Source organism: Bordetella genomosp. 1 (assembly GCF_002261335.1).
Classification (GTDB): domain Bacteria; phylum Pseudomonadota; class Gammaproteobacteria; order Burkholderiales; family Burkholderiaceae_B; genus Bordetella.
Window position 1 is genome coordinate 305,385 of record NZ_NEVL01000003.1, and the last position, 21,153, is coordinate 326,537.

The window sequence follows — 21,153 nt, forward strand, 5'->3', positions numbered from 1 at the left end:
CACCGGCGCGCCAACCGCTGCCGCACCGACCCAGGCCGCCCCGCAAAGGGCGGCCTTTTTCATGGACGGCGGTCTGGTTGCGCGCGCAGCGGTTGCGGGCGCAACCGGGGCGGCGGGGGGCGCCGGAGCCGGCGGCTACCCCGTGCGGCTGCCGGCATTGGGGTTTCCCTGGGGCGGTTTTGCGGTGTGCCGGGTACGCGGGTTGCGGACGCCGCGCGGCAGGAGGAACACCGCCATGCGCATCATCGACAGCCTGGTCAGGCTCAACCCCGACGACATGGGCGACGGCCCCGTGCCGTGGCGCCGGTTCAACGGTGTCCTCTCGGCCGGCTTGCTCGCCGCTGTGCTCGGCGCCGCGCTCAGCACCGGCGCGGCCTGGGCCGAGGGCCCGCGCACCGACCTGCGTGGATACAGCCTCGGCGGCGTGCGGCTCGGGATGGGCTACCAGGAAGCCATGCAGGCGGCCGCCGGCCACTTCCGCGTGCCGGTCGAATCCTTGCAGCCGGGCCCCACGCCGTCGCAGAACCCGGGTGCCGGCAGTCAGGTGCCGATGGCATTCACCTATACCCGCGGCGACGAGGTGCTGCGGGTGGCGGCGGTCAAACGCGTGCCGCCCAGCCCGTCCAACCCCACCGCGGTCACGCAGATCAGCTACGAAATCAAGGGCGACGACCCGGCCCGGGCCCGCTTGCGCGAGGGCGCGGTGCGCCAGTTCGGCCAGCCGGTGACCCGCCATGGCGACACCTGGATCTGGTGCGACGCGCCGGCCGGCAAGGGCTGCGGCAACGCGGGCGGCCCCGCGCTCACGTCCACCCCCGGCATGCTGGCGCTGCGCGACCGCGCCTACGAAGAGAAGGCGCGGGGCGCCGCGCGGGGGGATTCGGTGCGCAAGCCTGCGTCCTGAGCGCAGGCGAGGGGAGTGGGGGGGCGTCCCGAGCCCTTGCGGCCGGGAGGCACTGGGGGCGCTGGCCATCAGGCCGGCAGGGCCGATCCAATCGGGCATGGTCGAGCGGGCGGTGATCCAGGGCGATGGAAGGGGGCACGCGCCCGCGTTTGGCGGAGAAGGCGCGCGGCGATCGCTGCGGCGTGTCGCGATGCGAGGCGGTCGCCAGCCCGGCGCGGGGGCGGGTTCACGTTCCGTGCCGCGGATGCGGCGGGATGCGGGGCGCGACCGGGCGGAGCCGAGAAGGCGCGCGGCGATCGCTGCGGCGTGTCGCGATGCGAGGCGGTCGCCAGCCCGGCGCGGGGGCGGGTCACGTCCCGTGCCGCGGATGCGGCGGGATGCGGGGCGCGACCGGGCGGGCTTTGGCCGGGAGCCACCGGGCCCGGTGCGGGGGGCCGGCTGGCCGCATCCTATACAATCCCGGCACTCCATCGCCGCGCGTGCGTTTGCGCGCAGGCGACATCAACGACAAGCATACGAGTGACGAGGCCATGATCATCAAACCCCGCGTGCGCGGCTTTATCTGTGTGACCACCCATCCGACCGGCTGCGCCGCCAACGTGCGCGAACAGGTCGAATATGTGAAGGCCCAGGGCCCCATTGCGAACGGCCCCAAGAAGGTGCTGATCATCGGCGCGTCCACCGGCTACGGCTTGGCCGCCCGCATCACCGCCGCCTTCGGCAGCGGCGCCGCCACGCTGGGCGTGTTCTTCGAGCGTCCGGGCGACGACAAGAAGCCGGGCACCGCGGGCTGGTACAACACCGCCGCGTTCCATGACGTGGCCGAGGCCGAAGGCCTGTATGCCCGCAGCATCAACGGCGACGCCTTCTCCGACGAGATCAAGGCCCAGACCATCGACGCGATCAAGGCCGACCTCGGCAAGGTCGACCTGGTCATCTACAGCCTGGCCGCACCGCGCCGCACCCACCCGAAGACCGGCGTGGTCTACAACTCCACGCTCAAGCCCATCGGCAAAGAGCTGAAGATGCGCGGCCTGGACACGGACAAGGAAGTCATCAAGGAAACGGTCTTGCCGCCCGCTACGCAGCAGGAAATCGACGACACCGTCGCTGTGATGGGCGGCGAAGACTGGCAGATGTGGATCGACGCGCTGGCCGACGCCGGCGTGCTGGCCCCGGGCGCCAAGACCACGGCGTTCACCTACCTCGGCGACACCATCACCCAGGACATCTACTGGAACGGCACCATCGGCGCCGCCAAGAAAGACCTGGACAAGAAGGTGCTGGACATCCGCGCCAAGCTGGCCGCAACCGGCGGTGACGCCCGCGTCTCCGTGCTCAAGGCCGTCGTGACGCAGGCCAGCTCCGCCATCCCGGTGATGCCGCTGTACCTGTCGCTGCTCTTCAAGATCATGAAAGAGAAGGGCACCCACGAAGGCTGCATCGAACAGCTCTACCACCTGTTCCAGGACGGTCTCTACACCGACAAGCCCCTGCAGGATGACGTCGGCCGACTGCGCGCCGACCTCAAGGAAATGGACCCCGACGTCCAGGCCAAGGTCACCGCCCTCTGGAACCAGGTCCAGGACGACAACATCTACGAACTCACCGACTTCGCCGGCTACAAGGCAGAGTTCCTGCGCCTCTTCGGCTTCGGCATCGACGGCGTGGACTACGATGCCGACGTCAACCCCGACGTCCAGATCCGCAACCTCGGCTGACCCCCGCGTCCGCTGAAACAAAAAACCGGGCCAAGCGCCCGGTTTTTTTATTTGCCCCGTCGACACCGCCGTCCCCAAAACGGCGCCAGCTCAACAATGGTGTCAGACTACATTTATCGACGCCACGCTCCCATCCAAAAAGGAGTCAGACTGCATTTTTCGGTATCCCCGGTTCCGCAGAAAAGGAGTCAGACTGCATTTATCTGTGCGGCAATCAGCGCCGAAAAGGTGTCAGACTGCATTTATCGAGACGCCTACCCCTTCCAAAAAGGTGTCAGACTGCATTTTTCCGGCGCCCGTCGCACCCAGCAAAAGGTGTCAGACTGAATTTATCAGTGCCCGGCGCCCTTGAAAATTGAGTCAGACTGCATTTATCCGCCAGGCCGCCGTCAGGCGGCAATGCCGATCCACTTGGCCCGATAGCCGTCCATTTCAAATCGCGCGTCACAGCCGTTGCCGCGCCCGACGCGTAGTCCTGTCCAACATCGACGCGAGAGAAGCCGCGGTCCGCGCCGCCGTGTGGGCCCCGCGCACGACCGGCTTCGTTGCGCGGGAAGCGCACTTGGGGCAGGTCGCCGTAAGTTGCGTCAGTTCGTCGGGGGCCGCCACCGCGTCCGAGGTACTGAGGTCGCCGCCCAACGGTAAGATTCAGTTTTGCTTCGCTTTCAATCCAGGCAGGCTGAAATGACCGATACCGCCGACATCCGTTTCCTGCTTTCCATCAAGTCCGGCGGCAGCCTGCTCGCCGCAGCGCGCACGCTGGGCGTGACGCCGTCGGCGGTATCACAGCGTCTGCAGCAGCTCGAGGCACGCGTCGGCGCTCGGCTGGTCGACCGCAGCGCCCGGCGACTGCGGTTCACCGAGGCGGGCGAGATGCTTTGCCGGCGTGGCGAATCGCTCGTGCGCCAGCTCGATGAACTGCTGCAGGACGTCCACGGCGACCAGTCTGGTCTGGTGGGCCGGCTGAACATCTGCGCGCCGCTGGGCTTTGGCAGGCGCTACATCGCGCCGCTGGCCGCAGATTTCCAACGCCTGAATCCCCGCGTCGATATCGCGCTCACGCTGTCCGACGAGCCGCTCAGCGCCACCGCCGGCCGCTTCGACGTCATCGTGCACATCGGCCAGCTGCCGGCCTCCAACCTGATCGGCCACGCCATTGCCCCCAACGCCCGCCTGCTCGTGGCGGCGCCGGAACTCTTGCGCCGCCACGGCACGCCGCAGACGCCGGAAGACCTCGCCAATCTGCCTTGCATCGTCTTGCGCGAGAACAACGAGGACGTGTCGCTCTGGTCGTTCACGAAGGGCCGTACCACGCGCAGCGTGCGCGTCAACGCCGCCTTGAGCTGCAACGATGGCGATGTGATCTGGCAATGGGCGGTCGAGGGACGCGGCGTCATCCTGCGTTCGGAGTGGGACGTCGCCGACGATCTGCGGGCAGGGCGACTGCAACGCCTGTTGCCGGCATGGAAGGCCCCGGACGCAAACGTCGTCGCGCTCACGCACGACCGCGCGGGGCTGCCGCGGCGCACCCGCGATTTCATGCAGCACCTCCAGGCAGGATTCAAAGGCGCGGTGCCCTGGCGCGTCGCGTGAGGCCTCCCCCGGGGAGGAGTCAGACTGCATTTACGCGCCGGGCGATGGCTCGGGGCGGCTGGCGCTTGCAACGGTCCGCCGGGATAACCCCGGCCCTCACTTTGCGCGTCGACCCGCGGATCAAGCCCAGCCGGACCGCAGTATGCCCGGCGCCACCCCTCCGGTGGCAAGCAGTAACTGCGGAGCTTGGCAATTGCAATGCGATTTGCGAGTGCACTCGATGATCCAATTTCGACCTAGCTTTCTGCTTGACACCAAACCGACCAACTAGTAGATTGGCTGCCATGTCGACCCCCGACTCGGTCCGAGTGCAGAGAACCCGGACGAGCGAAGCAGAAAACTGGATTTACCCATGAGCTTGGATCTTTCCCCCAGAGCACTCGAAATCGTCGAGCAGACGAAGCTGCTGCTGGCCGCCGGCGGATATCACGGCTTTAGCTACGCCGACATTTCCGAACGCGTGCGAATTGGAAAGCCCAGCATCCACCACCATTTCCCGACCAAGGCAGATTTGGTATTGACGGTTGTCGCCCAGCATCGCGCGCAGGCACGGGCAGGCTTGTCGGCATTGGATGGCCATGTGCCGAATCCGCTGGACCGTTTGACGGCGTATACCGATTATTGGGCGAAATGCATCGGCGAGGGCACAATGCCGATGTGTATTTGCGCAATGTTGGCCGCTGAGCTCCCCATGATTCCACAGGCAATCGCCGACGAGGTGCGCGCTTATTTTGGCGAGCTGAACGCGTGGATCGCCGGGGTGCTGGAGAAGGGCAGTGCCGCCGGGCAGTTTCGTCTGCGCGACACGGCCGACGTGGAGGCGCAGGCATTCATGTCGTCGGTGCATGGCGCGATGCTCACGGCGCGCGCCTATGGCGACCCGAAGGTTTTCGCAACCATTTCTCGGGCAGCGATCGGGCAACTGACCACAGCTTGATGTCTTAGGCGCGCCTCGTGGGCGCGCATATTTTTCGATTCTCAACCGATCAACTAGTTGGTTGTCAGTGGCTGGTCAAAGCGTGTTTTCGCCAGTGCCCGACACCCTCGACCCTGCAGGAGTTTTCCATGCCTCATCCCATTTCAGCGCTCGGCGCGGCGCACACCATCGTCAGCCTCATCCCCGCTGTGGTCGGCGCATACAGTTTCGCCCGCTACCGCGGCATCGATACCGCCACGCTGGCGGGAAAAATATATCTGGGCGGCTTGATCGCGGCCGTTCTCACATCGTTTGGTTTATCGAGCTCAGGCGGGTTCAACGCGGGGCATGCGCTGGGCATTCTGGCCTTGATCTCGGTATTCGGCGCGCTGGTCATAATGCGAATGCGGGCGTTCTCGCGTTCGCAGGTGTATCTCGCCCAACTGGGATTTTCGTTCAGCTTCTTCCTGATGTGGGTGCCCGGCATCGCGGAAACGCTGACTCGCCTGCCGCTTGCACATCCCCTGGCCGACGGGCCCCAGGCGCCGCTGGTACGCGGCGCACTCACGGTGTGGTTGGGCCTGTTCTTGATTGGCGCAATCGCACAGCAATTTTGGCTGCGGTCGCAGCGTCGCATCCGCATCGAAGCAAACCGCTGAGCCACCCGAGCACCGGTATTCCCCCTCGATGCGAAATTCAATCTGGAGAGCCTTGTGAATACGAGCAGTGTGGAGGCGATTGGAAGACCACGGATCGACACCCTCCAGAATTTCTATCTGGAAGAGCGCGTGCGTGCGCAGATGCGCGCGGAACGTCGTGAGTACGCGCACGTCGCGGCACGCATGGGTGCGGAGGCCACAGAAGCTGCATGCGTGGCAATGCCGTTCACAGCACAATCGCAGGCGGGCGAGGGTGCAGGGCCTTCGGTGGACGCGCTGCGAAATGACTTTGCCGCGCACTGTCTGCAACGCGCCATACAGGCTTTCCATGAACAGCTGGCGCGTCTCGATGCGCGGGCGGCGGAAGTCGACCATGCGGCGCGAGACGAGCAGTCGCTGCTCCAGGCCCGCGCCGCTGCGGCCCAAGACCTCGGCACCATCGAAGGCCTGTCGCCACTCCAGCCTTACCGGTCCGCGGCAGTTTGGCCTATGCTTTCCACGCCGGCGCCGGAGGCCGTTTTCGGAAGCGGCGCGTTGCGGGTAACAGCGGTCGACGCCTCCGCCTCGCTGCGTGGAAGCACGGACCGCAGCCCGCGCCCCATGACGCCAGTCGTCGCTGAACATCGCAAAAATGCAGTCTGACTCCTTTTCCGCGGCGGCGCGGCAGCCGATTTAAGGTGTCAGACTACAATTTCGGGTCGCGGCGAGGCGCGTGTGGCGCATCGCGACGGCAGGCCAACTGCGGCGACGGCCTACGCCGCACTACGCCGCTGTACGCCGCAGTGCGCGGCAGCCCGGGACAATCCCATCATCGATGCCAGAGTGAGCCGCCCGCGTCTCGGCGGTGGGCTACAGTGCTTCTGGTTCTCGCGAGACGCCCGGGCCGAGCCGCAATGCCCGCGAGATTCGTTTCCCGCGTGCCGAGCGGATATCGACACGATCCGCCGCACGCCCGAGAGACGGCACGAATATGAAAGCAGGAGTAGTACAGCAGTGAACGATACCCACGATTTGGACCTGGATGACCCGCAAGACAGCAAGGAGCAGAGCGCTCGGCTGTGGCAGGACGACGGCTGGACGGCCCGGGTCATCAAGAATGAAGACGACGACGGCTGGGCCGTCGAGATGACCAAGGACGGTCAGGCCGAGCCGGCCCTCGTCGGCCCCTGGACGATGGGCCGCGACAAAAAGAATCCCAAGCCGCTCGACTCGCCCGCGTTCATCACGCTGGTAAAGACCGCCAACGAGGTGCTGCGTCGTCACGAACAGCAGCTGCACGCCACCTTGCACAAAAGCGTCAAGATCGACACTGCCGAAGGACGGCTGACGATCAAGCTAGACATCGTGCCAGACGATGACGAGCCCTATGCCATCTTGAGTGCCTACGACGAACTGGGCGAGGAACTGGCCAAGATCCAGGTCGCACCGAACTACAAGTTGAGCGTGCAACGCGCGTCGGACTGGGCGAGCGGCGGTTTCGGCCGACAAGGCTGATTCGCTGACCGGCGCACGTGCGTGCGTCGGTTCTTGCCGGGCGTTCCTGGGCGTCCAACGCCAGACTCGCAGCGCACCGGAAAAATGCAGTCTGACACCTTTTCGCTGCGCAGGCGCGCTTCAGAAAATGCAGTCTGACTCCTTTTCGGTGGCGCCCGGATTCCAAAAAAATGCAGTCTGACACCTTTTCGCGGCGTGGATGCGTCTCGTGAAAATGTAGTCTGACTCCTTTTCTTGATGCCTTCTCGGCTCCTTCGCGTTTTTGTCCTCCTGGCGGGGGGAAACGGCTGGCGCGGCGGCGCGGCCAGCGGAGGTGCGAGCCTCGTGCGTGTCGATACATGTTGTTGCAAGTGATGGTGCGTCTACCTGATCCCTTTTTCTTTCTTAAGGGTCATGTCAGGTAAGCACACCTCTTACAACGACACAGGAACCCTCGACCATGCACGTTGCCGCGTCGCATCACTGCGCCAACACCCCTGCGTACCGCCGCACCCGCTTCGCGAGCGCGATGGGCGCCGCCTTCATGATGATGGCCGCGTCGGCCGCCATGGCACAAGCCCAGTCTTCCGCCACGGCCGACGCCTCGACGCTGCCGGCGGTCACCGTGACGGCGCCCGCGCTGAACGAGTTGCCGGAAGCGTATGCCGGCGGCCAGGTCGCGCGCGGCGGCAGCCTGGGCATCCTGGGCTCGGGCGACGTGATGGACATTCCGTTCAGCACGACCAACTACACCTCGCAGATGCTCGAGGACCAGCAGGCCCGCACGCTGGCCGACGTGGTCGTGAACGAATCGTCGGTGCGCGTGATGACCTCGACGGGCAGCTTCAGCGAAGACTTCCAGATCCGCGGCTTCAACGTGCCCAGCGGCGACATCGGCTTCAACGGCCTGTATGGCCTGACCTCGTCGAACCGCATGCCCGCCGCGCTGATGGAGCGCGTGGAAGTGTTGAAGGGCCCCGGCACGCTGATGTATGGCATCAGCCCGACCGGCAGCGTGGGCGGCAACATCAACATCATCACCAAGCGTGCTGGCGACGAGCCGCTCACGCGCCTGACCACGACCTACGAAAGCAAGTCGATCCTCGGCACGCATCTCGACGTGGGACGCCGCTTCGGCGACGAGAACCAGTGGGGCATCCGCGTGAACGGCCAGTATCGCAACGGCCAGACCAGCCTCGACAACGGCCGCCAGGAATTCGGCCTGGGCGCGCTCGCGCTGGACTACCGCTCGCCCAAGCTGCGCTGGTCGCTGGATGCCTACTCGCAGCGTGAGAACGTCGACAACTTCCGCGCCCAGACGGGCTTCGCGCCGGGGATTCCGTACCTGCCGTCGGCCCCGTCGGGTCACCGCGCGATCTATGATGGCGCCGATCTGCTGGTGTTCGATTCGGTGGTGGCCTCGCGCCTGGAGTATGACCTGACCGACAACCTGATGGTGTATGCCGCCGCCGGCTATCGCTATGGCGGCAGCGAGCAGGACTTTCCGTCTGCGCGCACCATCAACGGCCTGGATCAACACGGCAATTTCCGCGTGACCAACGCCTGGTACGACGCCTACTCGCGCAACAAGACCGGCGAGATCGGTGCGCGCGCCAAGTTCGATACCTTTGGCGTGAAGCACACGCTGTCGGTGTCGGGATCGCTGTTGAAGATGGAAGCCGGCAGCTTTTTCCTGTCGGCACCGGCCAGCTCCGCGCAGAACTCCAACATCTATGATCCGGTGCGGCTCACGCCGATGACCGGCGATCGCAGCACGCCGACGAAGAACTCGGAAACCGAGCTGTCGAGCCTGGCGCTGACCGACACGCTGTCGTTCGCCAACGACCGCATCCTGCTGACGGGCGGCCTGCGTCACCAGAACGTGAAGCTGGAGAACTTCAACGCGGCCGGCAGCGTGACCTCGAAGTATGACGAGAGCGCCGTGTCGCCGCTGGCCGGCATCGTGCTCAAGCCGTGGGAGAACGTGGCCCTGTACGGCAACTTCACCTCGGGCCTGAGCCGGGGCGGCACCGCGCCGGCCACGGCCGCCAACGCGGGCGAAGTCTTCGCGCCGTACAAGTCCAAGCAGTACGAAGCGGGGATCAAGGTCGATTGGGGCAAGGTGATGACGACGGTGTCCGTGTTCCAGGTGGACCGGCCCAATGCCATTACCGATCCGGTGTCGAACGTCTACAGCTTCGACGGCGAGCAGCGCAACCGCGGTCTGGAACTGGCCGCCGTCGGCGAGATCACCCGCGGCCTGCGCGTGATGGCCAGCGCCACGTTCTACGACGCCAAGCTGAGCGAGACCGCCGGCGGCGTGAACCAGGGCAATCGCGCGCCGGGCGTGCCCAAGCGCACCTATAACCTGGGCGTGGACTGGGACATCCCGGGCGTGCAGGGCCTGAGCGTAAACGCGCGCGCGATCCACACCGCCTCGTCGCCCTATGACGCCGAAAACACGCTGACGCTGCCGTCGTGGACCCGCTACGATCTGGGCGCGCGCTATCGCACCGAGATCATGGGCAAGCCGGTCACGTTCCGCGCCAACGTCGAGAACCTGTTCAACAAGAACTACTGGCTCTCGAGCAGCACGCTGCTCACCGTCGCCACCGCGGCCGCACCGCGCACCTTCCTGCTGTCGGCACAGATCGACTTCTGACGGATGTGGACGTCGGCCCGGTGTCGCGCACGCCGGGCCGGTGAATGCCAGAAACGAAAGGCCGGAGATCGCTGGATCTCCGGCCTTCTTCTTTTTTGGGGCGACATCGGAATCATGCACCGGCACCGTCGCCGCCCAAACAAAGGTGTCAGACTACATTTTTCCGTGTCCGACCAATCACAAGAAAGGTGTCAGACTGCATTTTCGCGAACCGCCGCTCCAAGAACAAAGGTGTCAGACCGCAATTCCTGTGGGCCGCGGCGCCGTGAAAAAGGAGTCAGACTGCAATTATTTGGTGCTGAGCTGAAGGTGTTCGGAGCGTCTGTTTGCGGGCCCGTCGCGGTTCGATGCCTGGAAATTGCAGTCTGACACCTCTGATTGGTGCAACGACGAAATTGCAGGCTGACACCTTTCTTTAAATTGCAGTCTGACACCTTTCTTTTGGGCGAGGTCGGAGCGGGTCTAGTCGAACGACCACCACAGCTCAAGCAAAAAGTAGCGGTTGTCTGACAGCCGGGCCATGTGGAGGTCGGCATTCATGATGTGGCCGTCGTTCTGGTAGTACCAGAGGAATGCGTCGACGCCGAGATCCGTGCGGAGTGCGTCGATCAAGGCGTGCGCCGCGCTCTGCGGGTCGGGCCGCAGCGTGCCGAACTCGCCCTCGGCCGCCTGCAGCCATATCGCAAGCTCGTCCATGTCCAGCGGGCCCGCCGTGGGCGTGCGACGGGGATCATTGAAGCGTGTGTGGGCCTGGTGCGCCGCCTCGGTGTAGGTCCACAGCGTGCCTCCTTCCGGAAACGCTGCGTGCGAGCGGGCACAGTGGCGGTCCAGGAGGTCGAGGGTGCGCGGTGACAGCATCGTGGGGTGGGGCGAGAGGTAAGGGGCGCAATGCTGGCCCGGGGGAGGAGAATCGTTGCGCGTAGCGATATGTGCGACCGTTCGACCTCAGCAGATCATCGCGCGCAGCACGTGAGACCTGCGTGATCGTTGCGGCAGCAACGAATGGTCGCGCAGACAATGACGGAAGGTGAGTCAACAACGTCCGCCGCGGCCATCATGGTCTTGGGGGCTCACGGGACGAGCGAGAATATCGAGGCGGGCACGGCTTTTCCATGCAGCTGGATGCGATTTCGTGCAACGCCCTCGAACTCCGCGCCAGCCTTGCGCGCGACAGCCTCGCTCGGCGTATTGCCCACCGCCACCACGATTTCCACGCGTTGCATGCCGAGCGTGTCGAACGCATACGGAACGAGCGCCTGCACCGTGCGCGAGGCAATGCCTTGGCGCTGTGCCGACTGCTTGACCCAATAGCCCAGGTTGCAGAGCAGGTTGTGGCGCTGGATCGCGTTTAGCCCCGCGCCGCCCAGCAGCTCGCCGGTCGAGGCGGAGAATATCCCCACCTCATAAGCGGTCTGGCGCCGCTTGCCCGAGCGACACTGGCTGAACCAGGCGAGCGCGTCGAGCTCCGAAAACGATGAATTGCACCACGACATCCAGCGACCGACCGTATCGACGGACTCCCGTGCGGCGCGCGCGAAATTGGCAGCATCGGTGCTGCGAAAACTCCGGAAAACGAGCCCTGCGTGCGTGATCGGCTGCATCGCCATCTCTCAAAATCGGTTTCTCCTGCATCATACCTAAGGCGCGTTCGCCCAGCGCCGGCGGTCAGGATCCGGGACGCATCAATGCAGTGCGAGTCCATTGCGATGGTCTGACCGCATTCTTGCGGCGGCGTGTCGTCGGTGCGGGAATCGAACACTCATGCGTGGCTACGGCGTCGGCGCGAGCCCGTGCCCCAAGCCTGGTCCGCGCTCGCGCCCGCGCCTGACTCCGCCCTTACACGGACGCCATGATGTTGGAACGTCCTGTCACAGGAGGCCGGCATCGGGTCGGGTAAGCTTGCGGCGATTTTGATCGGGTGTGCGCGCAACGAATTGCATGCGCAAGCAACCCCTTCGCTTTCCCGGCAACTCTTGGATCGACTCCCTATGGCAAATCCCCCCATCCTGGACGAAATGTGGGCCATCCTCGGCCCGGTCGACATCAAGGACTTCGAGGTCGTGGCGGGCGCGGCCGAGGCGGAACGCTTCGACGCGTATGAGGCCAGACTGGGCTTCAAGCTGCCCGACGCGTTCCGCGATCTGAGCCTGTCCAAGCTGGGTGGTGTGTACGTGACGGCGCGCGAGGAGCATTGGCCGGAGGCCAAGCTCTATGACGTCGGTCCGGCCTGGACCTTCTGGCGGGGCGTGATGGTGTTCGGGCTGGCCCCCGACGTGCCCGACAGGCTCAACCTCGAAGTGATGCTGGATCGCGTTCGCGAGCAGGAGATCAGCGACTTTGCGCCGGTGCTGAAGGTGGAAGGAGATTCGCGGCTGTATGGCTTCCGGCCTGACCAGACCGTGGCCGTGTTCGACGGCTACGAGCTGGAGGATGAATCGGCCGAGTCCTTTGCCGCGCTGTACCGACGCGAGATCGGCGATCTGCTTGAGCGATTCGCCGACATGAAGGCATTGCAGGCCAAGCGTGCGCGCAAGGGCTGAGCAGGCAGGCGCGGGTTCACCGGGCGTCGTCGGCGCCGGGGAGCCCCAGCAGGCTGGTCTGGCTTACAAGGAAACCAGCGTTGAACGATCGAGGAACGTCGATGATCCGAGTCTTGAGCGGTTTTGCCTTTTTTGCCGTTGCCGCCGTGGCGAGCGCCGCGTCTTCGGTGGATTATGACGCCCGTTACGACCTTTGCCTGACCGAGGCTGGAGGGGCGAACAATACTTCGGTGCTGAATTGCTCGGGGTCGGTGAATGCCGACGTCAAGGCCGAGATGAATACGCTCTACGACAAGCTGCACACGCGCCTCGTGGGCGAATCGGTTGCGGACGCAGACAAGCTGGAGGCGACCCAGAAAGCCGTGTATCGCAACGGTCAGTGCGACCTCGCCCCGTCGTACGTGGGATCGCCCATGTACGGCTATTGTCCGCTGATGCTGAACATTCAGCGCGTGAAGGAGTTGCGCGAGCTGTTGGGCGAGTGAGCCTCGGGCGCTCCGAGCGCGCGCCGGAAGGTCAGCCGGGCGCCGGGGTGGCGATCCGGGCTTTCACCGCGTTCGCCAGTTCGCACATGGGATCCTGGGCGGCAAGCGGATAGAGCGCCTCGCCGTCCACGCGCGGGAAAGCCGCGCTGCCTCGCCAGAACTCGGCCGGGTTGAAGCGGAATTTGGCGATCAGCTTGCGGCCGAAGTCCATTTCCGCGTGCTCGTAATGCAGGCCCTGGTCGGCGCTGGCGAACTCCGGGTACTCACCGAGAAGATAGCCTTCCTGGATGTGCGGGCGCACGGCGTCGGGCGGGCATACGCTGGCGAGACGCACGATCTGGATGCCGGCCTCGGCGCTTGCGGTGATGGCGCCGCTGATCTGCGGTATGCCCAGCACGAACACGTAGGCGTCCGACCCGTCATGCTGGCTGGCGAAAGACGCGGCGATACGCAGCGATTGCGTCACGTCGAGCAGCGGCGTTTCGCAGATTTCGTAGTGTTGAAGTATCGCCCAGCGCAGGATGCGCTGACGCTTGACGCGATCGCGCCCGAGAATCTGGCGCGCGGTGTACTCGGCAACCAACGCCTGTTCGGCGGCGATCAGGCGTTCGAAGCGCAGGCCGATCTCGCGCTCGGTGGGCAGCTTGTTGGGCACGCGCGAACGCAGCAGCGACGGCTTGAGCGACGTGGCGCCTGCGCGATTGGCGTGGTCGCGGGCCTGGCCGCGGTACATCATCACGAAGTCGCGATTGCGGAACTGCAGCTCGGCCACCTTGTTGGCGAGCTCCATGTACGACGCGACGAAGCAGGGCGGCTCCTTCCGGATCGTGCCGCAGCTCGAGGCCTTGATGCCGTCGGCCGAACCGGAGAAGGTCCAGATCTTCTGGCTGCCGATGATGTCCACTGTCGCGTGTCTCCTGCCTCGCCCGACGATGCGCGCGCCGGACGGGTGGCTGTAAAGGGCTAAGCATACTAGGACAGGCCCCCGCCGGCCGCGGTAAAGGTATCCAGTAAAGGTGTCAGACTGCATTTTTCTGTGCAGCCCGATTCCCAACAAAGGTGTCAGACTGCATTTTCTTTGCCGCCTCCGCGCACAACAAAGGTGTCAGACTGCATTTTCCGGGGCGGGGAGCAATGCGGGGGAAGGCAGGTCGCAGCGAAGCGGGCTGTGGCGGCAGGAGAACCATCGCAGCCAGCTCGCACGCTGTGCAATGAACCGGTGTGATGAACGCATCCCGCAGTCGCGCCGATCTCTGCATGAAGTGCTAGCGTTGCACGCTCCCCTCTTTGCCGGAGCCGCTCATGTCTCCTCGTCTCGCACGGGTCGTGGTTGCCCATCTTCCGCATCATGTCGTCCAGCGTGGACACAGCCGTCAGACCGTGTTCGCGGGAGACGATCACTATCTTGCCTACCTCTCCGATATCGAACAGAAGTCCCGCGAGTTGGACGTCGCGGTTCACGCCTATTGTCTGATGCCGAACCACGTGCATCTGCTCCTCACGCCAACCGAGCCACCCTCGGTCGGGCGCTTGATGAAGGAGGTGGCGCGACGCGCGACGGTGCGATGGAATCGCCGGTTCGGGCGTTCGGGCACGCTCTGGGAGAGTCGGTACCGCTCGAGCGTGGTGCAGACCGAGCGCTATTTCCTGGCCTGCTGCCGGTATATCGAGTTGAACCCGGTGCGTGCCGGGTTGGTGGCACGGCCGGAGGAATATCCGTGGTCGAGCTACTGCGCGCGGTTGAGGGAAGCGGAGGGCGGCGTGCTGGCGCTGCACCCGGCCTATCTCGCGCTCGGCGCCACCTTGGAAGCGAGGCAGCGCGTCTATCGGGCACTTGCGGCCCAGGCGCTGCATGAGGACGAACTCATGCAGATCCGGGGCGCGACGCAGACCGGCAACCCGTTGGCGACGTCAGCCTATTGCCGCGCGTTGCAGACGGCGCTGGCGCGCCCGGTGGTGACGGCACGGCGCGGTCGGCCGAGGAAAGAAAATGCAGTCTGACACCTTTGTTTGGCGCACGGCGGCGCAGAAAAAATGCAGTCTGACACCTTTGTTTGGATCGGCGGCGCCGCGGAAATTGCAGTCTGACACCTTTGTTCGAGGGTGGGGTGGCGGGATAAATGCAGTCTGACACCTTTGTTTTTGGGGTGTAAAGCTTGCTTGACATTGGCCCCGATGGGATGTCAAACTTGCTTTACATCATCCGTGGGAAGGGGTTTTCATGTTTACGCAAAAACGCTATGTGCTGGAGTTGGTTGGGGCGCTGGCGCTTTATGGGGTGTTGCTGTTCGGGGCCAATGCCTTGGAGGCTGCCGTGCGGCCGGCGGGGGCGATGTTGGTGGCGATCAATCTGTTGCCGATGGTGGGTGCATTGGCGGCGGCGTGGGCGATCATGCGGGCGTTGTGGCGCATGGATGAGTTGCAGCGACGCATCCAGCTCGACGCGATCGCGATGGCTTTCCTCGGCACCGCGCTGGTGACGTTCGGCTGGGGATTCGCCGAGGGCGCGGGGTTGCCGCAGCTGCGGGCCTTTGCGGTGTGGCCGGTCATGGCTTCGCTGTGGGTGGTCGGGCTGCTGATCGCGCAGAGGCGCTACCGGTGAACAACCACATCAAGGAACTGAGGCTGGCGCGGGGCTGGAGCCAGGCCCAGCTTGCCGAGGCGCTGCAGGTGTCGCGCCAGACGGTGAACGCGATCGAGAACGGTCGCTACGATCCGAGTTTGCCGTTGGCGTTCCAGATTGCCGGGGTGTTCGCGCTCAGGATCGAAGAGATCTTCGTGCCGGACGCGTGACGCGGCCGACGTCTGCCGAAGCGCGTTTGCCGGGGTCGGCGTGCGCCTGGATCGAGGCGACGGCGCACCCACCATGAAGTGTCGGCGCGCCTACCATGAGGCGTCGGCACGCCACCTACGCATCGGCGCCCGGTCGTCCCAGCGCGTCGCCTTTCCCGGTTCCACGTACGCCCGCACCGGCGTCTACCTGTTCATTCTTCGTTCGGAGCTGACATGTATTACCGCGTGATCGCGCCCCATCGCAGCGAGTATCCCGATCCCATCCGGCTTCGACGCGGCGAGGCGCTGGTGGTGGGGGAGCGCTACGAAGGGCCGGAGGGGTGGGACGACTGGCTCTTCTGCTCCACGGCATCGCATCCGGGCGGATGGGTGCCCGCGCAACTGATCGAAGCGACCGGTCCGGGCGTGGGCCGCGCCATGGCGGACTACAGCGCGCGCGAGCTGGATGTGAACGAGGGCGAGGCGTTGACCGGCGAGCGCGAGCTCAATGGCTGGGCCTGGTGTGTGCGGGCCGGCGGCCTGGACGCGGGGTGGGTGCCACTGGCCAATCTCGTGCGGGTCGCGGCGGCCTGAGCGGGCGGCGGCGTATGTGCGGCACGCGCCGGGCGCGGCTGCATTTGCATCCCGACCAGGCCGCGCGCCGCGCATGCGATGGAGCGCCTACGCGGCATCGCGGGCGCCCCGGGCAACGTTCAGGGCATCCGGTTCGTCACGAACATGCCGAGCGCCTCAAGCGCGTCCAACACCTTTGCCAGGGCGGCGGTGGCGCCGGCGTCGTAGTCCAGCCGGGCGCCGACGCGGGTGTCGCCGGGTGACTGTGTGAGCTGCGCGCGCCCGTGCACGGTGGGCAGGTAGAGCAGCGTGCCCCAGGCCGCATCCAGGCGGTGCGCGGCGGGCAGATGGGCGGTGATCGCTTCGGCTACCTGGGCGACGCGCAGGCTCTGCGCGGTGAAGAGCTCGACGGTTGCGCGGTCGATGCCGGAGTCGAAGGTGAGGAACGGCGAGCGGAGGTGGGGGCCCTCGCCCCAGTCGAGCGGATCGGCGAAGCCGCGCGGCATCCAGTAGACGCGGTCGTCGTGGCGCGGCAGCACGAAGAGCTGCGCGCGTTCGCGGCTGTAGAGAATCTTGTCGCCGTCGACCGAGTAGCCAAAGGGAATGCCGCGAGCGGCTTCGTCGCGGGTGATGCTGGGATCTTCGCCCCAGAACTCGTCGAACCATTCGCGCACGAAGTCTTGCTCGGGCGCCGTTTCGGCCGGGATCTCGGGCGGCGGGCGCACGATCACGCGGTTGTCGTAGGCGCCCCGGCCAAGTCGCGTCACATAGTCTGCATAGCCCGCGGGCAGTGGCTGGCCCAGCCAATCGGCCAGGGCCTGGACCTCGGTGTCGGTGGCGAGGTGCAGCTTGGGCGTGATGAGATAGGGAGCATCGTTCATCGGGCGTTCTCGGGTCGGCATGTCGGGCGTCGCGTGCGGGCCTGCCGGACGCCAGCCAGGACTTTACCAAGTCGCACCGCCTTGCCCCGGCCGGAACAAAAACAGGCAAGAATGATTCAGCCAGGCTACACACAAGAATAATAAGAAGCTAAATCACAGCCCTCCCGGGATTTTCTAAAATGAGGCATACGCGCCACCCTGGCGCCTGCCTCTTTCCGGAGCCGCCATGAGCGCCACCTTTCTCGAATCGCTGGACACGCCCGCCGCCATCGTGGACCTGCCGCGCTTGCAGCACAACATCGCGCGCATGCAGGAACACATGAACGCGCTGGGCGTGGCGTTGCGTCCGCACGTCAAGACGACCAAGTGCCTGGAGGTCGCGCAGGCCCAGATCGCGGCGGGCGCGCGCGGCATCACGGTGTCCACGCTGAAGGAGGCGGAACAGTTCTTCGCCGCCGGGATCACCGACATTCTGTACGCGGTGAGCATGGCCCCCGCCAAGCTGCCGCGCGCGCTCGCGCTCAAGCGGGCGGGCTGCAATCTGAAGATCATCGTCGACAACGTCGCCGGCGCCGAGGCGATCGTGGCGGCCTGTCGCGAGGCTGGCGAGACGCTCGAAACCTGGATCGAAATCGATACCGACGGCCATCGTTCGGGCATCACGCCGGAGCAGCCCGAGCTGCTGGACGTGGCGCGGGCGCTCGACGCGGCCGGCCTGGTGGGCGGTGTGCTCACGCATGCCGGCTCGAGCTATGAGCTCAATGACGACGAGGCGCTGGCCGCGCTGGCCGAGGTCGAGCGCGCGGGCTGCGTGCGAGCGGCCGAGCGCATCCGCGAGATCGGCATCGCATGCCCGAACGTGAGCGTGGGCTCCACGCCGACCGCGCTGGCGGCGCGCGCGCTGCCCGGCGTCACCGAGGTGCGCGCGGGCGTGTACGCCTTCTTCGACCTGGTGATGCACAACGTAGGCGTGTGCCGCAAGGAAGATATCGCGCTGAGCGTGCTGGCCACCGTGATCGGTCATCAGCCCGACAAGGGCTGGGTGGTGGTGGACGCGGGCTGGATGGCGATGAGCCGCGACCGCGGCACCTCGAAGCAGGGGCAGGATTACGGTTATGGCCTGCCGTGCGACCTGGAAGGCCGGCCGCTGGACGGCTGGCTCATGACGCAGGCCAACCAGGAACACGGCATCCTGGCGCCGACCGATGGCAGCGTGCCGGCCGACGTCGCCCGCGACTTTCCGGTGGGCATGCGCATCCGCATCCTGCCCAACCATGCCTGCGCCACCGGCGCGCAGTTTCCGGTTTACGGCGTGGTGGGCGAGGGCAGCGGCACGCAGTGGCCGCGCTTTTACGGCTGGTGAACCCGCCAAGGCGCGGGCTCGAGGGCGCCCAAGGCAAAGGCGCCGCTGCCCGGTGCTGGCGCGAAGGCATCGCTCCCGAGAGGAACATGCCTGCCGTATGCCACGCGGCATCGGGCCGGTGCAGCCTCCACGCGGCCGCGCCCGCAACGGCACGACTGCGCCCCGCCTTGAAGCGTTCTTGACGCGCCCTTGACGCAAGGGCTGGCATACTCGCGCCATGTCCGAACACGCAGAATCCTCCCATGAACCGCTGCTGCGGCTCGACGCGCTCGCCTGCGCGCGGCTCGCGCCCACGACGCTGAGCGTGGCCGCGGGCCAGTGCCTGGCGGTGCTGGGCCCGTCCGGGGCCGGCAAGTCGGTGCTGCTGCGCCAGATCGCCGACCTGGATCCCGGCGCCGGCGAGGCCTGGTTGCGCGCGCAAGCACGCAGCGCCATGTGTGCACCCCAATGGCGGCGCCAGGTGGTGTATTGCCAGGCCGAGGCCGGCTGGTGGCACGAGCACGTGGCGCCGCACTTCCCGGATGCCGATGCGGCGCGGGCCATGCTCGCGCGGCTGGGACTGGCGCCCGACAAGCTCGACGCAATGGTGCACGAATGCTCCACCGGCGAGCGCCAGCGGCTCGGTCTGGCGCGCGCGCTGTTGCTGCAGCCCGCCGTGCTGCTGCTCGACGAGCCGACGGCGGCGCTCGACGCGGACTCCACCGCGCGGGTCGAGGCGGTGCTGCGCGGGGCGCTGGCGCGCGGAGCGGGCATCGTGCTGGTCACCCATAACGAGAGCCAGGCGCGCCGCCTGGCAGACACGGGCTGGCACATGCAGGCCGGCGTGCTCTCGCCCTTGTGGCAACGCAGGCCGGAGGCCGCATGGGCGTGATCAGTCTCTCGATCGCGGACCTGCTGACGGCGGCCAGCCTGGTGCTGGTGTCGGCGCTGATTTCGCTGTTGCTGCGCATGGGGCTCGAGCGGCAGGTGCTGTGGGCGGCCACGCGCACGGTGGTGCAGCTGCTGCTGGTAGGCCACATTCTGCGGGTGGTGTTCGCGCAGGATGCGCCCTGGCTGACCGCGCTGGTGCTGGCGTTGATGATGGGGCTTGCCGCGCGCGAAGTCGCGGCGCGGCCGCGCGAACGGCTGGCAGGACGCGGCAATGCCTGGGTGGGCGGGCTCACGGTGGCCTGCACCACCGTGCTCACCGCCCTGTTCGTGCTGCACACGGCCCTGCGGCCTGACCCCTGGTACGACCCGCGCTACACCATCGCCCTCGTCGGGATCCTGCTGGGTAGCGTGCTCAACGCGGCCAGTCTCGCGCTCGACAGCATGCTGTCGGGCATCCGGCGCGAGCGCGCGGCCATCGAGGCGCAGCTGGCCCTGGGGGCGCCGGTGGGACAGGCCTTTGCGCCGCTGGTGCGCGCCTCGGTCCGGCGCGGCATCGTGCCGAGCGTGAACCAGATGGCCGCGGCCGGCATCATCACCCTGCCGGGCATCATGACCGGCCAGATCATCGCCGGCATGGACCCGGTCGAGGCCGCCAAGTACCAGATCCTGTTGATGTTCCTGCTGTGCGGTGCCAGCGGCCTGGCCGCGATGGGCGCGGCGTGGCTGGCGATGCGCCGGCTGACCGATACGCGCGATCGGCTGCGGCTCGACCGCCTGTTGCCCGAGCGCGGCGACGCCTGAGCGCGCGCCGCCGCTGCACGCAGGGGGGCGGTCGTGCGGTGTCAGTCCGCGTGCAGGAATCCGGTGATGAGGGCCGCCGACTCGGCGGGTTGCTCCAGGCCGGGCAGGTGCGCCGCCTGCCGCAAGGCGTGCCCCTGCGCGCGCGGCAGACCCTGGACCAGGGCGCGGGCGCGCGCCTGGATGTGCGGAAAATCGTATTCGCCCCAGATCACCAGCGTGGGTGCTTCCAGCTTGCCGAGTTGCGGCCAGGCGGGCTCGGCGTCCATGTCGGTGCCGGCGCGCGGGCCCAGCAGGATGCGCCGGTGCATGGCGAGAAAGCGTTCGCGCACCGCGCCGCCGACCCGGCCCTCCGGCTGCAGCGGCCCATCGAGAAACAGGTGGGCCTTGATGCGGTTGATCGCCTCGATGTCGCCGGCGGCCTCGGCCTGCTTGAGCGCGTTCATCCGGGCCAGGACGGGCTCGGGATAGTCGGGCGGCGGCGCGCCGGAGATGGTGGGCGACACCAGCACGAGCGACCGTACCCGCTTCGGATGGCGCAGGGCGGTGTCGACCCCGATGCGCGCGCCGCCCGAACAGGCGACCAGGGTGGCCGGCGCCGGCCCCGCGGTGGCGTCGAGCACGGCCAGCAGGTCGCCCACGGCCGAGTAGTCTTCGGCGCCGGCGCGGCTCTGGCCGTGGCCGCGCCGGTCGTAGGCGACGGCGAGGTGGGTGCGCGCTGTGGCGGCCAGCTCGGCCTCCCACATGCCGCTGTCGCACACGTTGGCGTGCAGGAACACGACGGGCGCGCCCTGGCCCTGCGTGGTCACGGCCAGGACGGCGCCGGCGTTGGCGATCTGGAGGGTCTGCATGAGAAGGCCTCTGGCGGCGCGGGAAGGGAGCGCTCATGCTAGCGCCCGCCGGGCCGGCCGTGGTGAGAAAGTTGTTGCCGCTCCACGACGGC

At 66.6% G+C, this 21,153-nt stretch carries 22 protein-coding genes; 17 read left to right on the forward strand and 5 right to left on the reverse strand.

What is annotated here, in order from left to right:
* The first annotated feature begins 235 nt into the window (after positions 1-235).
* From CEG14_RS09860 to CEG14_RS09890, 8 genes are all read left to right on the forward strand, one after another.
* On the forward strand, positions 236-904 hold the full coding sequence (locus CEG14_RS09860; RefSeq protein ID WP_094826201.1) for a hypothetical protein: 669 nt from the start codon (positions 236-238) through the stop codon (positions 902-904).
* Between the two features lie 530 nt (positions 905-1,434).
* Positions 1,435-2,625 (forward strand): enoyl-ACP reductase FabV, encoded by a 1,191-nt coding sequence (gene fabV, locus CEG14_RS09865; protein WP_094827474.1) that lies wholly within the window; start codon positions 1,435-1,437, stop codon positions 2,623-2,625.
* 684 nt (positions 2,626-3,309) lie between these two features.
* The gene (locus CEG14_RS09870; RefSeq protein WP_094826202.1) at positions 3,310-4,218 is read left to right on the forward strand and encodes a LysR family transcriptional regulator; all 909 of its coding nucleotides are present in this window, start codon (positions 3,310-3,312) and stop codon (positions 4,216-4,218) included.
* 352 nt (positions 4,219-4,570) lie between these two features.
* Positions 4,571-5,155 carry a TetR/AcrR family transcriptional regulator gene (locus CEG14_RS09875; protein WP_094826203.1) on the forward strand — a complete coding sequence of 195 codons (585 nt, stop codon included), beginning with the start codon at positions 4,571-4,573 and terminating at the stop codon, positions 5,153-5,155.
* Between the two features lie 128 nt (positions 5,156-5,283).
* Entirely contained in the window at positions 5,284-5,793 is a 510-nt protein-coding gene (locus tag CEG14_RS09880) for a hypothetical protein (RefSeq protein WP_094826204.1), read from the forward strand.
* Between the two features lie 54 nt (positions 5,794-5,847).
* A complete protein-coding gene (locus tag CEG14_RS25680) occupies positions 5,848-6,435 on the forward strand; it encodes a hypothetical protein (RefSeq protein WP_143277186.1) in 588 nt (195 codons plus the stop codon).
* Between the two features lie 351 nt (positions 6,436-6,786).
* On the forward strand, positions 6,787-7,287 hold the full coding sequence (locus tag CEG14_RS09885) for a hypothetical protein (RefSeq protein WP_094826205.1): 501 nt from the start codon (positions 6,787-6,789) through the stop codon (positions 7,285-7,287).
* A 439-nt stretch (positions 7,288-7,726) separates the two neighbouring features.
* Entirely contained in the window at positions 7,727-9,928 is a 2,202-nt protein-coding gene (locus tag CEG14_RS09890) for a TonB-dependent receptor (RefSeq protein ID WP_094826206.1), read from the forward strand.
* A gap of 462 nt (positions 9,929-10,390) precedes the next feature.
* On the opposite strand, the gene CEG14_RS09895 is transcribed toward CEG14_RS09890, so the two are convergent.
* Positions 10,391-10,786: a hypothetical protein gene (locus tag CEG14_RS09895; RefSeq protein WP_094826207.1), complete on the reverse strand. Its 396-nt coding sequence runs from the start codon at positions 10,784-10,786 to the stop codon at positions 10,391-10,393.
* A gap of 212 nt (positions 10,787-10,998) precedes the next feature.
* Entirely contained in the window at positions 10,999-11,535 is a 537-nt protein-coding gene (locus tag CEG14_RS09900; RefSeq protein ID WP_256985627.1) for a GNAT family N-acetyltransferase, read from the reverse strand.
* 381 nt (positions 11,536-11,916) lie between these two features.
* On the opposite strand from CEG14_RS09900, the gene CEG14_RS09905 reads away from it, so the two are divergent.
* Positions 11,917-12,468 carry a hypothetical protein gene (locus CEG14_RS09905; RefSeq protein WP_094826208.1) on the forward strand — a complete coding sequence of 184 codons (552 nt, stop codon included), beginning with the start codon at positions 11,917-11,919 and terminating at the stop codon, positions 12,466-12,468.
* 101 nt (positions 12,469-12,569) lie between these two features.
* The gene (locus tag CEG14_RS09910) at positions 12,570-12,953 is read left to right on the forward strand and encodes a DUF1311 domain-containing protein (protein WP_094826209.1); all 384 of its coding nucleotides are present in this window, start codon (positions 12,570-12,572) and stop codon (positions 12,951-12,953) included.
* 31 nt (positions 12,954-12,984) lie between these two features.
* On the opposite strand, the gene CEG14_RS09915 is transcribed toward CEG14_RS09910, so the two are convergent.
* A complete protein-coding gene (locus CEG14_RS09915; RefSeq protein WP_179280575.1) occupies positions 12,985-13,857 on the reverse strand; it encodes an FRG domain-containing protein in 873 nt (290 codons plus the stop codon).
* A gap of 398 nt (positions 13,858-14,255) precedes the next feature.
* On the opposite strand from CEG14_RS09915, the gene CEG14_RS09920 reads away from it, so the two are divergent.
* From CEG14_RS09920 to CEG14_RS09935, 4 genes are all read left to right on the forward strand, one after another.
* On the forward strand, positions 14,256-14,954 hold the full coding sequence (locus CEG14_RS09920) for an REP-associated tyrosine transposase (RefSeq protein ID WP_094826211.1): 699 nt from the start codon (positions 14,256-14,258) through the stop codon (positions 14,952-14,954).
* 220 nt (positions 14,955-15,174) lie between these two features.
* Positions 15,175-15,555 carry a hypothetical protein gene (locus tag CEG14_RS09925; RefSeq protein ID WP_094826212.1) on the forward strand — a complete coding sequence of 127 codons (381 nt, stop codon included), beginning with the start codon at positions 15,175-15,177 and terminating at the stop codon, positions 15,553-15,555.
* On the forward strand, positions 15,552-15,746 hold the full coding sequence (locus CEG14_RS09930) for a helix-turn-helix transcriptional regulator (RefSeq protein WP_094826213.1): 195 nt from the start codon (positions 15,552-15,554) through the stop codon (positions 15,744-15,746). The genes CEG14_RS09925 and CEG14_RS09930 overlap by 4 nt, the downstream gene beginning before the upstream one ends.
* Positions 15,747-15,959: 213 nt before the next feature.
* Positions 15,960-16,319, forward strand: a complete 360-nt coding sequence (locus CEG14_RS09935) for an SH3 domain-containing protein (RefSeq protein WP_094826214.1) — start codon at positions 15,960-15,962, stop codon at positions 16,317-16,319.
* Positions 16,320-16,438: 119 nt separating this feature from the next.
* On the opposite strand, the gene CEG14_RS09940 is transcribed toward CEG14_RS09935, so the two are convergent.
* Complete coding sequence (locus tag CEG14_RS09940; RefSeq protein WP_094826215.1) at positions 16,439-17,179, reverse strand: hypothetical protein; 741 nt, start codon at positions 17,177-17,179, stop codon at positions 16,439-16,441.
* 226 nt (positions 17,180-17,405) lie between these two features.
* On the opposite strand from CEG14_RS09940, the gene CEG14_RS09945 reads away from it, so the two are divergent.
* From CEG14_RS09945 to CEG14_RS09955, 3 genes are all read left to right on the forward strand, one after another.
* Positions 17,406-18,542 carry a DSD1 family PLP-dependent enzyme gene (locus CEG14_RS09945; protein ID WP_094826216.1) on the forward strand — a complete coding sequence of 379 codons (1,137 nt, stop codon included), beginning with the start codon at positions 17,406-17,408 and terminating at the stop codon, positions 18,540-18,542.
* A gap of 217 nt (positions 18,543-18,759) precedes the next feature.
* On the forward strand, positions 18,760-19,413 hold the full coding sequence (locus CEG14_RS09950) for an ABC transporter ATP-binding protein (RefSeq protein WP_094826217.1): 654 nt from the start codon (positions 18,760-18,762) through the stop codon (positions 19,411-19,413).
* Entirely contained in the window at positions 19,404-20,213 is an 810-nt protein-coding gene (locus tag CEG14_RS09955) for an ABC transporter permease (protein WP_094826218.1), read from the forward strand. Before CEG14_RS09950 ends, CEG14_RS09955 begins: the two co-directional genes overlap by 10 nt.
* Positions 20,214-20,254: 41 nt before the next feature.
* Here the strand turns inward: CEG14_RS09955 and CEG14_RS09960 are convergent, their stop codons facing one another.
* Entirely contained in the window at positions 20,255-21,061 is an 807-nt protein-coding gene (locus CEG14_RS09960) for an alpha/beta fold hydrolase (RefSeq protein ID WP_094826219.1), read from the reverse strand.
* Positions 21,062-21,153: the final 92 nt, after the last annotated feature.